The 16,145-nt window shown below is 50.2% G+C and carries 15 protein-coding genes; all 15 read right to left on the bottom strand.

Annotation, left to right across the window (positions count from 1 at the left end):
- Window positions 1–10: 10 nt before the first annotated feature.
- A complete protein-coding gene (locus tag ACFZPT_RS03140) occupies window positions 11–373 on the bottom strand; it encodes a multidrug efflux SMR transporter (RefSeq protein WP_256593240.1) in 363 nt (120 codons plus the stop codon).
- The gene (locus ACFZPT_RS03145) at window positions 370–1,194 is read right to left on the bottom strand and encodes a sugar phosphate isomerase/epimerase (RefSeq protein WP_099312491.1); all 825 of its coding nucleotides are present in this window, start codon (window positions 1,192–1,194) and stop codon (window positions 370–372) included. Before ACFZPT_RS03145 ends, ACFZPT_RS03140 begins: the two co-directional genes overlap by 4 nt.
- Entirely contained in the window at window positions 1,191–1,985 is a 795-nt protein-coding gene (locus ACFZPT_RS03150; protein ID WP_099312493.1) for an NAD(P)-dependent oxidoreductase, read from the bottom strand. The genes ACFZPT_RS03145 and ACFZPT_RS03150 overlap by 4 nt, the downstream gene beginning before the upstream one ends.
- Complete coding sequence (locus ACFZPT_RS03155) at window positions 1,978–3,159, bottom strand: FAD-binding oxidoreductase (protein ID WP_184336296.1); 1,182 nt, start codon at window positions 3,157–3,159, stop codon at window positions 1,978–1,980. Before ACFZPT_RS03155 ends, ACFZPT_RS03150 begins: the two co-directional genes overlap by 8 nt.
- Window positions 3,159–4,181 carry a glycosyltransferase gene (locus ACFZPT_RS03160; RefSeq protein ID WP_099312497.1) on the bottom strand — a complete coding sequence of 341 codons (1,023 nt, stop codon included), beginning with the start codon at window positions 4,179–4,181 and terminating at the stop codon, window positions 3,159–3,161. The genes ACFZPT_RS03155 and ACFZPT_RS03160 overlap by 1 nt, the downstream gene beginning before the upstream one ends.
- A 114-nt stretch (window positions 4,182–4,295) precedes the next feature.
- Complete coding sequence (locus tag ACFZPT_RS03165) at window positions 4,296–6,293, bottom strand: nucleoside-diphosphate sugar epimerase/dehydratase (RefSeq protein ID WP_099312499.1); 1,998 nt, start codon at window positions 6,291–6,293, stop codon at window positions 4,296–4,298.
- Between the two features lie 86 nt (window positions 6,294–6,379).
- Window positions 6,380–7,399, bottom strand: coding sequence for a glycosyltransferase family 4 protein (locus tag ACFZPT_RS03170; protein WP_099312501.1), 1,020 nt, complete (start codon window positions 7,397–7,399; stop codon window positions 6,380–6,382).
- Window positions 7,396–8,379: an SDR family oxidoreductase gene (locus tag ACFZPT_RS03175; protein ID WP_099312503.1), complete on the bottom strand. Its 984-nt coding sequence runs from the start codon at window positions 8,377–8,379 to the stop codon at window positions 7,396–7,398. Before ACFZPT_RS03175 ends, ACFZPT_RS03170 begins: the two co-directional genes overlap by 4 nt.
- A 29-nt stretch (window positions 8,380–8,408) precedes the next feature.
- The gene (locus ACFZPT_RS03180) at window positions 8,409–9,533 is read right to left on the bottom strand and encodes a glycosyltransferase family 4 protein (protein WP_099312505.1); all 1,125 of its coding nucleotides are present in this window, start codon (window positions 9,531–9,533) and stop codon (window positions 8,409–8,411) included.
- Window positions 9,530–10,549, bottom strand: coding sequence for a UDP-glucose 4-epimerase GalE (gene galE, locus ACFZPT_RS03185; protein ID WP_177449825.1), 1,020 nt, complete (start codon window positions 10,547–10,549; stop codon window positions 9,530–9,532). Before galE ends, ACFZPT_RS03180 begins: the two co-directional genes overlap by 4 nt.
- Window positions 10,550–10,653: 104 nt before the next feature.
- Window positions 10,654–11,706 carry an EpsG family protein gene (locus tag ACFZPT_RS03190; RefSeq protein WP_099312509.1) on the bottom strand — a complete coding sequence of 351 codons (1,053 nt, stop codon included), beginning with the start codon at window positions 11,704–11,706 and terminating at the stop codon, window positions 10,654–10,656.
- Complete coding sequence (locus tag ACFZPT_RS03195; RefSeq protein ID WP_158231134.1) at window positions 11,703–12,554, bottom strand: glycosyltransferase family 2 protein; 852 nt, start codon at window positions 12,552–12,554, stop codon at window positions 11,703–11,705. Before ACFZPT_RS03195 ends, ACFZPT_RS03190 begins: the two co-directional genes overlap by 4 nt.
- Before the next feature lie 28 nt (window positions 12,555–12,582).
- Window positions 12,583–13,770, bottom strand: coding sequence for a glycosyltransferase family 2 protein (locus tag ACFZPT_RS03200; RefSeq protein ID WP_099312513.1), 1,188 nt, complete (start codon window positions 13,768–13,770; stop codon window positions 12,583–12,585).
- A 1-nt stretch (window position 13,771) separates the two neighbouring features.
- Window positions 13,772–14,782 (bottom strand): polysaccharide biosynthesis protein, encoded by a 1,011-nt coding sequence (locus tag ACFZPT_RS03205; RefSeq protein WP_099312515.1) that lies wholly within the window; start codon window positions 14,780–14,782, stop codon window positions 13,772–13,774.
- A gap of 11 nt (window positions 14,783–14,793) precedes the next feature.
- The gene (locus ACFZPT_RS03210; protein ID WP_158231135.1) at window positions 14,794–16,143 is read right to left on the bottom strand and encodes an oligosaccharide flippase family protein; all 1,350 of its coding nucleotides are present in this window, start codon (window positions 16,141–16,143) and stop codon (window positions 14,794–14,796) included.
- Window positions 16,144–16,145: the final 2 nt, after the last annotated feature.

Raw genomic sequence — 16,145 nt, forward strand, 5'->3', positions numbered from 1 at the left:
TGGGCTTCCATCAAGTCACGCGAGCTGTGATCAGCCCAACGCCGGTGATTATCAGTACGATCCCGACCGCTGTGGTCCAATGGAAGGTTTCACGAAAAAAAACAACCGAAAACACAGCAACTGTTGCAATCGCTCCAGCCGTCAGGACCGGGTGGGCAACATTCATCGGGAGCCGCGCCAATGCCGCTGCATAAAGAACAAAGGCCCCACCATACAAACAGAGCCCTAGCCAAAATGGCCAATTACTCAACGCAGTCATGGGGTCGCTGGGGGACGGGAACTTACGCGGTGGAATCATGGCCATCTTCACCAAAACGCTTGCGGACGCATTGCAAAGAGTACCAAGAATGAGAATGAGCCATTTCATACTCATACACTGACCCCACGGTAACGAAGAGTGGCTACCTGGATAGCGCGTTTAATCGACGCTAAATGTGGCTCGCTCCCAGTTGCTACCATTTCGATGGAAACGAGATGAGCCGGCAGGTAGCGCCCCAGCGCGGCGGCGATTGCCACGTGGTCAGTACCGCCATCGCCCAAAGGTAAAAGATCGGGCTCGCTGGCATGCACATGCCCAATCAATTGAGCAAAATCTTTCAGGACTTCCAGCGGATCTTCCCGGTTAATCGCAAGTGCGCCTGTGTCAAACTGCATACGGATAGAAGGATGCGCAACAGCACGAACCACTCCGGCAGTCTCAACACTGGTGGTCATAAAGTTCGCGCCGTAACACGCAGGGTTGGGTTCCAGACAGAATGTCACGCCGCACGCCTGAGCGAGACCGCCCAACTCACGAAAAAAGGGAATCGCGATGTCCAGTGCCTCTTGATCATTCAGCCCGCTGCGATCCCGATTCTTCGGTGAGCCAAAAACTATTCGCGTCCCGCCCAAGCCTGCACCAATCCGACATATTGCGGCCAAGTGTGTAAGCAGATCAGCCCGGCTCTGCGCGCCACCAAAGATATTCAGCCCCGTCGTACCAAACAGCAGCGCCTGCATGCCGGTGATTTCGACTCCTCGCTCAGCCCACCAAGCTTTGACTTGAACGATATCCTCACCTGTCGCTTTGGTAGGCTCAGGAAAATACTTGCCAGGGGCAATATCTATCGCATCCACAGCGAACTGCTGAAGCAAGGCAGCGACGGCTTCATCCTCGCAAATGTCCCATGCAATGTTGGATATAGCCAACCTCATGCTTTCGACCCTGTATCAAGTTTAATCGTGCGGGACTCAGACTGCGCGTATGCCCTGACCGCTAGCATTGTTTCGCGAACACTATTTTGATAGAAACCAGCAGCATCGAATACGTGAGCGTATTTGGTACGCAAGTCATACGACGCAGGCGAGTGGCTCAAGGTATTGGAAAAAGGCAGACCAAAACCTTGCAGCGAAATCTGCTCCACACTGACGGGTGCCGCCGTCAGGTGGATCAACCTGAGCTGGGCATCAAGCGCTATTTGAATGTCATGCCAGAGGTTGACCATGGGGTAAAATTGGAACACGCCACGGCTATCAACTGCGTGAAGATTGTTATCATTCAAAAAATCAAAAATAACGTTCTTACGTAGCCCCGGACCCACGAGTCCCGGCAAACGCACAACAAGACAATTCGAAAAATTTTTCTCAACAAATACTTCCAATATCCGGCGATGCAAACCGTAAGCGTGCAAACCTGATTCATCTACAGAGGCATCTTCATCGACCCCTATAGGATGCTTGAAAACATCTACCGTACTGACCAAAATAAAGGTCTTGCATTTTATGGTTTTAAGATGATCAATCAATGTCTCAATCTTCTTGAGGTCATCCTCAGGCTCCCGGTTAGCGAGCCATTTTTGCGCGGGGGCAGCCGCACAGACGACAGTATCGAATGACTGATGATCAATGTCACCGATATTCGTTGAGCGGTACAACGACGCGAAGGCAGTTTGCTTGAGGAGTGTGCCCCCTACATACCCAGAATATCCAATCAGCGCGTTACGCATCCGTACCTCCAGACACCGACGTGGCTTGATCGTTACCGGTGAAAAAATTTTCAGCATCCAGCTTTTCAAGCACGTCATAAATATTGTCGATTTTACCACCCAGCACTGAGTATGCGCCTGGCAAACCGGTGTGTTTCTCAAATAGAATCGGCCTTCCGTCGTCCCCTTCATTCTTCAGCAAAACGGTTTTAACCTCAAATAATGAGTCAACATGTTTGGCCTTTAACACTTCAGGAATATAGCGACCTACGTCCCTGAGCATCTTATCAACGCGCGTGGCACGATTATATTGGCCGAGTTTCTGATAAGGATCGAGTCCTTGTCGATCATTCCAATGAAGGTGCGGTGTATAGCGTACATGAGACAACGTATGAAGCCCACGTGCGGGAAACGGCATCATCGAGAAGAACGGACCATCCATCACTGTGACGCCCAAATTCTCAAGTGCAGGCGGCATCTGGAGCACGGCCATTTCTGTAATCTCTTGCTTCAAGCCTAAACCGACGCCTGGAAAGTCTCCGCCAAATTGGTTTAGCCCGCTATACGTACAGTTGAATACATAGCGACAAGCAATGACTTGCGGCCCTCCCTGCGCAGGGTCTGCTATCACCTCCAGCGGCGCCAACCGCCCTTTTGAAATAGCTATGACGCGGGTTTGATAATGAATCTGCACGCCACACTCTTTAAGTTCCCGCGAAGCCCACGTGGAAAGTTGCGAGGTGTCAAATGCGCACTCATTGACCCTATATACCTGCTCGATTAATCGAGGTTCAAACAAAGTACGTAAAGACGGCTCAGCCGGTTTGATCCCTGCGCCAATCTCTCGGCAAAACCGTTCAAACTGTTTAGCAGTAACTTTGGAGTTGCGTCGGGCAATAGCATAGAGCTTGGTGAAGTCTTGCTTTATGGCGAGCGGCCAATCCCGAACAAATTTCGGCAGGTTTACTCGACTGCGATAGGCAGTGGTGAAACTGCGCGGGTAATGGTAACCGTTATGGACGCGTGCCTGGTTATTATAAGACGCACGCATCAATAACGCCGACTCGCGCTCAATTAATAGAATACGCTTGAATCCACGTTGCCTGGCCAGGTAAATAGCGATGGCAGCGCCGTAGAAGCCCCCCCCGATGACTACCGCATCGTGGCATATTTCGCTTTGGTTAAGACCCGACATCAGGCACGGTCACTGGTCGGAATTTCACTATCCGCCGACTCTGACACCCACTCTTCAACGTTCAACTTTTCACAACGGGTCATCCGCGCACTGGTGAACTCTTGCCCAACATGATAAAGCGGCCCCTCGTTCGACAGGCTTGCCATGTTTAGAATGTATTCACCCAATACCAACAACACTAGAGAGATGAGAAAGAACATACCAGATTGTTGCAACGAGAGACTGATCCAACCTGGAGCAACATCACTTTTTAAAATACCTACGGCAATGACGTAAATGCAGTACAGCAGGTTGGCAATGGCCCCAAACAGCGAGAGAGACGTGACCAATCGCATTGGAGCGCGCGTAGTCGAAATCAGCAAGCGCATACCGCGATCAATGCTCTCACCCAAGTGTTTACGCTGTGAGGTTTGCGGGGGAGAACTGTAATTCAAATAAGCTTTGGCAAAACCACCCGTTGCGGGTAAGTGCCTATAGGTCATTACAGGCTGCGGATGCTGAAGAATGAAATTGATTACTCGTTTACTCAAAATGCGATACTGCGGCGCCTCTCTGGCTAGATGCACGCCGTTGAACCGATTATAAAGGCTATGAAAAACAGAATTAGCCGCACGGTACATCGGCCCCTGCACGGGCTTCATCGCGTTATTAGCAAATACTACATCGGCGCCGCTAAGCGCTTGATCAAGCATAGTAGGTATGAAAGCTACATCATCGGCTAACGGGTCAACCACAACGACGAAGTCTCCCAGTGCGTTTTCCAGGCCAACCCAAAAAGCGGTGTCCGTATCCACTTCCTTAGTTAGTGCATACACCTGTAGATTCGCGAGTCCATTTTCAGACGTGAGTCCTTTCAATATCGACACGCTGTCATCGTCCGAGGCATTATCCACCACAATCAATTCATAATCCGCGACAGTATCAGCAATGATATGCGCTGCATCAGCGAGAATTTTCTCGACACTGGCCGACTGATTTCGTGCTACGAACACGACGGACAGAAAACAGGGGAAATAATCCATGCCTAACTCTCAAAAAGCTAATGCCAAACCGAGACCGAAGGGCCGACTAATCTGCCCTCCACCAGCGTATCAGAGATGGCCACATACCATGTCCATGGACCCAATCACCTCAGCTCACTTGAGCTTCATTCTACGCTGCTGGTGAACCCAATCGACGATGTCGCCGTCCGGCGCATAACCGCTTACGGTCTCACGTAGTAATTGGCGTATCTTGGCGTAGTCATGCACTTCTATCGCGGACAGCAGATCTCTGATCACCCCTTTCAGTAGATCCCACTCGAGATAGTCTTCAGAAGCACTCATAATCATTGGATGCTGGGTGGGAGCAACGTTATCGCCGATCAACAACTCTTCATAGAGTTTCTCGCCTGGTCGAAGTCCACTGAACTCAATAGAAATATCACCGTGAGGGTTTTTCTCGGAACGAACACTCAGCCCAGAAAGATTGATCATCTTTTCAGCCAGCTCCACGATTTTGACCGGCTCGCCCATATCCAGAACGAACACGTCGCCGCCCAACCCCATCGATCCTGCCTGAAGGACGAGCTGTGCCGCTTCGGGAATGGTCATGAAGTATCGGGTAATTTTCGGATGCGTCACTGTCAGGGGGCCACCTGACTTGATCTGTTTGTGAAAAAGCGGAATGACTGAGCCTGACGAACCCAATACATTGCCAAAACGTACCATCGTGAAGCGCGTTTTGTTAGGCGTGCCTACAGCGGCTAAATCACCGTGCAATTGCGGATTTTCTTCACGACTAAGTGCCTGGAGTATCAGTTCGGCCAACCGCTTTGTACTGCCCATCACATTAGTAGGACGCACCGCTTTGTCCGTTGAAATGAGTACGAAGTTTTGGACTTCCGCCTTGAGTGCTGCCTGCGCCGCACTCAAAGTGCCCATCACATTGTTGAGTATACCTTCAGCGATATTGTGCTCGACCATCGGCACATGTTTATAGGCCGCAGCATGGTAGACGGTATTTACGCTCCAAGACTTCATGAGGCTAGACAGCTGACCTTCGTTGCGCACCGACCCTAAAATCGGAAGCAACAACACAGACAGGGACTCACGGGAGACGCGCTGCTCCAGCTCGGAAAGGATACTGTATAAGTTGAACTCGCTGTGTTCAAACAACAGCAGTGTAGAAGGACGCAGCGCTAGTATCTGCCGACACAACTCAGACCCTATCGAGCCGCCCGCGCCGGTCACGAGCACCACTTGGCCTTTGATACAATGTTCGAGCAATTCCCCTTGGGCCGGGACCGCGTCACGTCCCAGTAGGTCGGCAATATCCACCTCTTGGATATCATCGACCTTAACCCGTCCGCTGGCGAGATCCATAAATCCGGGAACACTACGAACATGCAACGGAAAGCCCTCCAGAAACCCCAGAATTTCCCGGCGGCGGCCTCTGTTGGATGACGGGATCGCCAAGAGAATTTCTTGGGCGCCCGTTGCATCAATCATCCTTTGGATGTGTTTGGGCTTATAAACCTGCAAGCCGGAAATAACACGATCGGAAATACTGACATCGTCGTCAATAAAGGCGACAGGGCGCATCACACGCCCCATCCGCAATGCAGCAACCAACTGATTACCCGCGGCGCCTGCGCCGTAAATTGCGACCCGAGGCAGTCCATTGTCGCGACTGGTGAATGGCACATGCTGAGCAGCAGAGAACCAGTCGCCCAGGAAAAACTGTCGCATGGCGAGTCTCACCCCCCCGACCATGATAAGGCTCAACCACCAGTAATTGAAGATAATAGAACGAGGCACGACATTTTGGTGGTTGCTGTACCAGTACACAACGACACCTAATATCAGCGCTGACAGGCTAACGGCTTTGATAATAGCTATCAGCGCGTCATTGCCAAAGTAACGCATAACCGCTCTGTACATGCCAAAACGTATATAGAGCGGAACAGCTACAATCGGCGCACACAGAAAAAGCCAGGTATGGGCAACCAGAGGGTTAACAAAATCCTCTACGCCCAATCGTACAATGAACGACAGCCAGAGCGCAGTCCACACAAGTAATACATCTACGGAAACTTGAATAAGCCTTTTTTGCCGCCGTGGCAGATCAACTAAAAATGCACGAACCCTATCCATACCTACCTCTGAAGCACCGCATTGTTCAAAAAAACAGTCGCTCGATATTTCAAATACGCTCCATCCTATCGACAGATTAGCAAATATTATTCGCTGGGTTCCAACGCCCCCGCTCTGAACCTCCGGGCTAACAATATCAACGGCGCGTACGCGATGATCAGCGCGACAACGCCATCAAGCTGCTTAGTGGCGACCAAGCAAGCTAAAGGCAATAACCATAGAACGTTAATAAGGGCAACAGCTACACTTACAGGAATGTGCGATTTAAACTCGCGGGAAGCGAATTGATAGGCATGGCTGCGATGCGCCTCATAAAGTTTGTCACCGCGCAGGATACGCCGACACAGCGTGAAAGTGGCATCAACGATAAACACGCCGAGAAGAATCAACCACCCCCAGAAAAGATCAAACGACATCCACGCGCTCTGTATCGCTAAGACACCCATGGTTATACCGAGAAAGCCGCTGCCAGCATCGCCCATGAAAATTCGAGCTTTGGGAAAATTCCAATACAAGAAGCCAGCTACCGCAAAACCAAGAAGCAACGGCACCCAGGCGATGACGGGCGTAGCGCAGAGCCAGTAGAGCAAGGCCGCGCCGAAGCAGGTGGTGATGGCCTCAACACTTGCCAGGCCATTAATTCCATCCATGAAATTGTAAAGGTTGAGCATCCACACTAGGTAAAACGCAGCCAGTATGTGGGTGAACCAGCCTAAATCCACCACATAGCCAAAAGCCTCCACAGGGGGTAGGCCGTGACTCCATATCAGCGCCCAGACAGCAGCGCTGAAATGACTCAATAATCGCCAGCGGGCTGGAATATGCCCATGATCATCAAGGAAACCGACGATCGCAACCATCAGGCCGGCGCCGAATAGCGCTATGAATGCCTCAAAAGAAAGTACATCCCCGATCCAGAGCATGGGAAGGAACGCGAGAAAGCTCAAGACGATCGCTACCCCCCCTCCCCGCGGTGTTGGGATGACATGGGAGCTACGACCATTCGGAAGATCAATGAGATTGTTGTTAAGAGCGTAGCGACGCAGAGCCCCTGTGAGCACCAGCGCCAAAATCAGGATGGCGGGAAACAACCAAAATAATGTCATTCAGATTTACTCTCGAGATAAGCGTTGGCCGTTTTTTTGAGGGACGCATCGAGAGTGACAGGAGGCAACCAACCCAGCAGTTGACGATTTTTCGAAATATCCACTTGCAGTGAACCGAATAGCCGGGTTGCTACCCCTTTCTTGCCAACAAGCGCTGCCAAAAACATCAATGATTTTACTGGAAACGGAACCAACACAGCCTTAGTTCCAACCGAATGCGCGACCTTGCGCAAAAGCTCTGTGGTGGACACATCGTTGCCATCACTCACCAAAAAAATCTGGCTGGCTGCGGCAGGATGCACCATACAGGTTTTGATCAAGTCGACCAAATTGTCCAAAGCAACAAGGCTGCGCTTATTGTTGACCGAACCCAGCGGCAACGGAATGGGAACTCCCTTCGCCAGGAACGCCATCATATTGCGGAAATTCGCCTTCACACCTGGCCCGTAAACGAGAACCGGTCTGATGATCACAACCTCCATACCAGTACTTTTGGAAAGGGCTAATAAACCATATTCGGCTTCCAGTTTGGAAACGCCATAAGGGTCTACCGGGGCGGGAGAATCATCTGCCGTGAAAGGCCTGCCGGGTAGGGTGAACTCGCCGTTTACCTTGATTGAACTGATAAATACGAAGCGCCGCACTCCGGAAGCAGCGGCCTGCCGCGCCAGGTTCAACGTACCGTCCACGTTAACCTTACGAAACTCTGCCAAAGGATCTGCGCTATTATCGTTCATCACATGCACGCGAGCAGCGGCGTGAACAATCACATCAACATCCTGGGTGAAAGACTCCCAGCGGACATCATCACCCAGATCGCCCATGGCGATGTACTCGACATCAGGGTGCTCGGCAACACCGATATTGCGAGCGCAGGCGCGTATCTGATAGCTTGCGCTACCTACCAAAGAGTCCAAAAGCGCCCGCCCTACAAAACCGGAAACCCCCGTCAGCAGCACGACTTTCTTAGTGCCTTCCATAATCCACTAGACCTATAAATACAAAAAGCTCAAACGAGATAACTCATCAAACGCTGATTAACAATGCCAGCGTCAAATTTGTCCTGCGCCATCGCATGGCTTGCCAACCCCATTTGGACTATATCGTCTGGGTGTTTGATAAAATGGATCATCTTGTCAGCAAGTTCTTCCGCTGACCAAGGTGCAACCAAGTACCCGTTGACCCCATCCATCACAGTGTCCTTACAACCGGGCACATTCGTGGTCAGGATCGCGCGGCCAATTGCCATTGCTTCCTGAGTGCTCCGGGGGACGCCCTCACGGTAATAAGACGGGAGAACAAAGATACTGGCGTCGGAGACCCAGCCGACAACATCAGATACGTGCCCCGGATGCTCGATCACCCCTTCCATCTTCAGTAGCTCTAAATCATGCGCCTTTAGTCCACCTGGATTCGACTCGTCAATCCCCCCAAGCATCACGAATCGTGCGTCCGGGAATTGTTCTTTCACAATTCGCGCTGACTCAATAAATATATGCACACCTTTTTCCGCCAAGAGTCGTCCGACAAATATGAAGCTCACGGGAGACACAGGAGGTCGGGAATAGGGGTAATCACTCAATTTCAAGCCGATTCCACCGAGCACCGAAACCTTATTAACCCTCAGCCGATACTTATCAACCAAGTCAATCTGATCATCTTTGTTCAAGAGGATCAATTGCTCTAGAAACGGAAATGCCATTCGGTAAAGTGAAACTTGAACCCACTTTAACAGCTTGCGTTTAAATCCCATTCCCTCACGGAGCTCAGTAAATACGTAGCCGAGGCCTTCCAACATTCCGACCCTGCGCTTGACGCCTGCCAATACAGCTGCAAACGTACCGAATATCACAGGCTTTGCGAAATATGAGAAAACCATGTCTGGCGCGATGGAGCGAAGAATTCTGGATAATTTCACTGTCGAGACAAGGTCATTTAATGGGTTTAATCCCGCTCGGCTAATGTGGTAATCCATCGGGATACCGCCCAAAGCCCTGACGTCCTCGCGACTTGCACTGTCGAAGTCCAGGGCGAATGCGTAAACAACATGGCCTTGCTCCGCCATCGCACGGATTAGATCAGCACGAAAGCCCAACACACAGGCAGCAGTAGTTCCTATCAGAGCAATTCTCATTTGGACTGATATCCGTCAGGATTGCTCTGTAACCATCTCCAAGTATCCCGCATCATATCCTCAAGGTTCAATTCCGCACGCCACCCTAGATCTCTCAACGCCTTCGCTGGGTCAGACCAACACTCGGCAATATCCCCCGGCCTGCGCTCACACATTTTGTGGGGGACTTTCACTCCTGACACTTTTTCAAATGCAGCTATCACTTGTAGGACAGAATAGCCCACGCCGGTGCCTAAGTTCCAAGCATGTAAGCCAGTCATCCCTGCTATATACCGCAATGCGCTGACGTGGCCGTTCGCCAAGTCAGTAACATGAATGTAATCGCGCACGCCCGTTCCATCACACGTTAGGTAATCATTACCATAGATGGACAAATAGGGCAGCTTACCGGTTACTACTTTACTGATATACGGCAGTAAATTATTAGGCGTGCCATTGGGATTTTCCCCAATCAGCCCGCTGGGATGAGCCCCCACGGGGTTGAAGTATCGAAGTGTCGCTATAGCCCATCGATCATCGGCGCGAACAAGGTCTTCGAGTACCTGCTCTACGATAAGCTTGGAGCGACCATAGGGGCTTTTCGGCGCACCAACGGGATATTGCTCAGAGATAGGCATGACTTCTGGCTCGCCATACACAGTTGCCGACGAACTGAACACGAGCCTGAACACGCCCGCGGCCGCCATGGCAGAAAATAATGAAAAGCTGCCCGCAACGTTAGTTTTGTAGTAAGCAAGGGGGTCTTTAACGCTGTCCCCCACAGCTTTCAACCCAGCAAAATGGATTACGGCGTCAAATTCATGCTCGCGAAAAAGAGTCGCGAGGAGTGCCTCGTCCAAAATGTCGCCAAGGACAAATAATGGCTCGCGTCCAGTTATCTGGGCAATCCGGACCAAGGAAACCTCGGAGCTATTAGCCAGATTGTCAAGCACCACCACGTCCCAACCGACGCCGAGTAACTCGACCACCGTATGAGATGCGATATAGCCGGCACCTCCAGTTACTAATATCTTCACAACTTCGTCTCCAACGGCACTTCTCGACCGCATGAATATAAAATGATTGAGAGCCTGACACCCGCTCTGCTGCTGTCTACTAGATACAGACTGAGGCTGTTTATCTAGCCTCCATTGGAAAAGCCGATAAAATGATAAGGCATGAACGGAGAGGGCCCAATACCTTCCTCGGCTACGAAATTCCTGTAACCACTCGCCGCGCTCAAAATGCCCGCCACAATGAAAGCGAGCTTCATTGTTGCGTCAAAATTTAATGCGAAACGGCTATAGGTCAAAAGAATCGCTACGGGAAAGGCGAAGGATATCAAATCCAAAAATCGCAAACCGGCATACGACACTGCTGACACCAACCAAAAAGAAATGGTGAAACCAGCACCTAATACTATGAGTTTTGTTTTTTCCGCATTTGGAAGTTTTGAAAATAACAACGCTACCACGAACAGCAACAATACCGCGACCTTACTCAGGCCGGACAGTGGGTTGGGAGACTCTGAATCCTGATAAGACAGCAATTTGGCGAGAAAGTAGTCACCATTCAAACTCAACAAAAATAACAGCACACATGCCACAACCGGGACAACCAAGACATTACTTGTCTTCAGCCAACGAGACCATGACGCCCAAATAAACAGCAACGACACCAGTGACGAGTAATGAAACAACAGAGCAGATACCGCTATCACCATTCCAGATTTATACCTAAGCTGACGTACGTTCTGCGTGCCCAGCAACAGCAACATTGCCGCCAGCCCAATGCGCAACCCGTTCATGCTGTACTGATAAATAAAAGTCGGCAAAATATAGGCAATTAGCAAAAATCGTTCGTTCTTGTCAGCACGAGCCAAGTACAAAAACAGCATCGCAAAAATCAGAAAACTGAGCACCCTTACTGCGACGACGCCTGAGTCTGAAACGGACAATAACGCTTTACCCAACAAAACAAAACCCGGCTCCATGCCGCCCCAGACATAGCCTACCGAAAAACCTTCAACGATCAACTCGTAGTTGGCCGTGTCTGTACCTACGGCACCGCGCATGACCGAAAACACCATAAATACAATCAAAGATATTGCGATAAACAGACGCGTCCTATTCTTGGCTAAGGCGTTTAGGAAAAACATGAGATACAATGATCCCCAACCAATTAGATATATCATCCCTGGCTTATTCCCAACTTAATCTTAAGCACTCTGCGCATATAACGAACGAACGACCACCCTTTCAGAAGACACCGACGGATCGATCCAATTCGACCCGCATGAAAGAGATGGTCATAGACATCCAACTCCCCCTTTTCCATTGCCCACATATTACTGCTTAACCCGGCATGCCCATAAATAGGCTTGTGGCAAAATGTCAAGGGCAACACAAGTGAATAACCACGAGCTCCACTGCCCAGCAACTCGCACCACAGCAGGTAGTCCTCGCAGAACCTCGTATCCGTGGAAAAACGATAAGCCACATCTTTCCTGATCATGACCGAGGGCGTTGAAAATCTATTGGATTTCAATAAGTCTGGAAAGGTGACCTCACAGAACCGCGCTTGCGAAGCGTTATAAACAAGATGCGGCATCGACTCCGAACTCAACATCTCACAGATCTGTCCGGTTAGCGTCACCTCTGGATTTTCCAGCATCCAGCTATACTGAAGCTCTATTTTCTGTGGGTGCCAACTATCATCGGAGTCGAGAAACGCAATATAGGGCTGCGACGCCATTTCCCATGCCGTGTTGCGAGCCGCTGCGGGTCCTGCGTTTTTTTCCAACGCGCAAACCCGTACCCAGTTGTCCGGGTACTCTGTGACCAATGACTGAAGAAAGTCTAGAGTGCCGTCCGGACTTGCATCATCGACAAGCAGTACCTCGACCGGTCTCAGCGTCTGGGTAAACACTGAATCAAGCGCACGCCGAATTGTTCCCTTGCAGCAGTAACAAGGAATCACAACGCTCACGTTAGCAGACGCGGCGCTAAGGGCGCCCTTTTCACACAGCATGTTCTGGCTCACACCTTCGCAATTATTAAATAGTAAAAGTTCACAAATTCGACTCAGGAAACGTGATCCTGGAGCCACGCGCATCTAAGACTTCACGTAGCTTTTCGCTGCCGATCAACGTGGTGTTAAGCTGGTCAAAAACCTCGACATTCTTCTCGACGTATCGCGCACGGACCCGATTAATTATCCTGGACAGGCCCCATACAAATTCTGAACACACTGAAAATACCAACTGTGCAGTAATCTTCAGAACACCAAACTCTGCGCAAGCTGCCTTCAGGGAAGCCAACGTATGTTTATACGAGCCTGGAAAATAAACGAAACACTTCAATAACAGCCTGCCAAAATTCGGATTCAGGCTCTTACCGCCTTGGGATTGAACTCGCTCGACAGCCTTAAGTAGAGAATACGACCACACCGTGGGAACCGAATAAAATTCGGGTATTCGCGCATCCCACACCAAGTTTTTGAACGGCGCAATATGCGCATTATCTCTTAACGCTCCGTAGTGCCCGCCCGTTACACTCTTGCCTGAAGTACTTTGACCCGAGGCGCCTGGGACGATAACCGGATAATCGACCAGCACGCACGAGGTAGACTCAGTGGCGATCAGCAATGAACTATAGATATCGGGACTGACACCACCAAACAGCGCGCCATACTTACCTACGATCCTCTTGGCTAATGTGTTTGAAATCATGCCGGCATACGCGCGTGGCATACCAAATACGCCACCGCCAAAATTATCCAAAGCGTAATAGACCGACGCATTGACATCGTGTCGAACCACATTACCTGTGAAGGGGCTCAGATGTAGCGTGCCAAAATAGGAATCGCCACGGGTTGAATGTTTGAAATCATCCCAGTAGTACAATGCAGGGAAGTTGAATTTCAGCGCATCAACATCGTGGCTTTTAGCCCAATGGGCAACATCAATTATTTCCTTCGAGACAAAATCATCATCACCTATGAAAACTAAATAATCACCATCTGCCGACTGTAACCCAAGGTTGAAGTTATCAACCACACTAATACCCTCAGTTGAACGAACCAACTTCAAGCGTGTTTCTAGATAGAGACCTTTAAAGGCTTCTGATATCTCGTCAACCGGGCTCGAGTCGCAAACCACTACTTGAATTTCTTCCGACAAATCCAGTATGGATCGGATTGACGGAATAGCGTAACGCGCCCGATTATGCGTAGGGATAATGACGCTCAGAATACTCATACTATTGATCAAGGCTGCGTTGAATATAGGACAATGTCATGAGCAACTTTTTAATATCTTCGCCCTTCAGCAATTCTGTATTGTGCGACGTATAATCGTCGATTGCGTTTGCCTCGGGCTGACCTTCGATAATAAATTTATCATAGTTCAGGTCGCGGTTATCCGCTGGAATTCGATAATAACGACCCATGTCTTTGGCTTTGGCCATTTCCTCTCGAGACACTAAAGACTCATAGAGTTTTTCGCCGTGTCGAGTACCGATAATATTAACCGGCACCTGGCTATTAAAGAGCTCTTTCAACGCGTTCGTCAGATCACCGATGGTGCTGGCCGGCGCCTTTTGTACGAAGATATCACCCTGCTCGCCATGTTCGAACGCATGCAATACCAAGTCCACGGAGTCTTCAAGACTCATGAGGAACCGGGTCATGTTCGGGTCAGTCACCGTCAGAGGGACTCCCGCTTTGATTTTATCCACAAACAACGGAATGACCGAGCCACGGGAGGCCATTACGTTACCGTAACGGGTCGCACACAGCACAGGGCCGCCGTCGCGCACTGTTCGCGACTTTGCGATCAAGACCTTCTCGCCCATCGCCTTAGAAATACCCATAGCGTTGATAGGGTAGACAGCTTTGTCTGTACTCAGCAAAACAACGCGTTGTACTTTGTTATCGATCGCCGCATTGAGTACATTCTCTGTACCGATGATATTGGTCAATACAGCTTCCATCGGGTAAAACTCACAAGACGGCACTTGCTTCAGCGCGGCAGCATGAAATACGTAATCGACCCCGGCCATTGCGCGACTGATGCTCTCGTAATTTCTGACATCACCAATGTGAAATTTCACCTTTGGATTGTTCAGCGCAATCCGCATGTCTTCCTGCTTCTTCTCATCGCGACTGAACACGATGATTTCTTTAACGGCGGTGTCGAGAAAACGCTTCAGTACAGTATTACCGAACGAGCCTGTGCCACCGGTGATCATCAAAACCTTGTTGTCAAACATACCTTCACCAATCAAACCAAGAAGAAAAACAGCAGCGCTACCAACGCCACAAACAACAGCACTGCTGAAGAAACCAATAGCGCCGAAACTCTCGCGTACCCTTGTACATCAGGCAGGGTCATCGCCCTGACCCACGAAACCATAGTCGATGACGCATGATAAGCCGAGTACACATAACAGATCAGCTTTACGTCGCCAGCGGAGGCGGTCAATATCGTCATGATCAGCGTGGCGATCGTCAATAATCCTGACATGGTCGCCTGAAACCTGAAGTCTTTGGCATAGATTAACAGGCTATAAGGGATAAATCCGAAAGCTCCGATTGCAACGCCGGGTAAAAGTATCGCGAGATAGGCTGAAATCAGCTGGTTATCGGCTCCTGGCCCCACCCAAAGCGTGATGATAGGTTCACGGAACCACCAGAGTACAAAGGTCGGTAGCGCGGTCACTACGAAAACCGAGATGCTGAATCTGATAATTACCTTAAGCGCGTCACTGCTCACTCCGCTCGCCGCTGTGCGCAGCATGATCGGTTGAAAATACTGGCTGACGGGCCCTGCGAGAATCGAAATCGGGGCCATGCAAAGCAAGCTGGCGAGGTAATAGGGGGCGACGCTGGCAGCTGAGGTAAAAAATGAAATGATTGGTTTGTCGAGCTGCGTCACCGCGGCACCCGCCGCGGAGAAGATAACCAGTGCGCCACCGGCCTTCGTGAGGTTGAATGCGTCGGATAAAGATGGCCAATCAGCCTTCTGGATCCCGAGCGTCTTGCCCGACAGATCTTTAATCAAGAACAGCCGAGACACCCACCAATGAATAATCGTAGTTACCAGTTGGGTATATATGAACACATCCAGGGTCGCTGAAAACACGTACATTGCAATGACAGTCAAGGCCGCTCTAAGCGACACGCCTATCACCTGCAAAGCGCTACCCGATATATATTGCCTGTTGGCAATCAGCATCGAATAGTAAAGATTTTGCAGCACCAGGAACCAAAACAGCAGGACTACCGCAACGATCGCCCCCCAGCTGATGCCCAGCTCCGCAATAAACAGCTTGACGCCCATTGCAACAAAAAACAAAAAACCATAAAATCCAGCGAGACTAAGCTCCGCACATCTAAGCAACTTGATTAAGGGGGATTTATCTTTGTCGGATACGGAAACCTCCCTTCCCAGCAGCGTTGACATGCCCAAGTCCATCATCACCAAAAGAGCTTGAAAGGACAGAATCACCGCAATGCTGCCAAATTGGCTCGCACCGAGCATGCGGCTATAAATAGGCAAAAAAACGAAAGCTACCAATAGGCTAGACGACCGCCCAGCGTACAGCATCAGCATCCTGCTAATAACGGACATAT

This window comes from Pseudomonas sp. MD330_10, from assembly GCF_042610415.1.
GTDB classification, from domain to species: Bacteria; Pseudomonadota; Gammaproteobacteria; order Pseudomonadales; family Pseudomonadaceae; genus Aquipseudomonas; species Aquipseudomonas rhodesiae.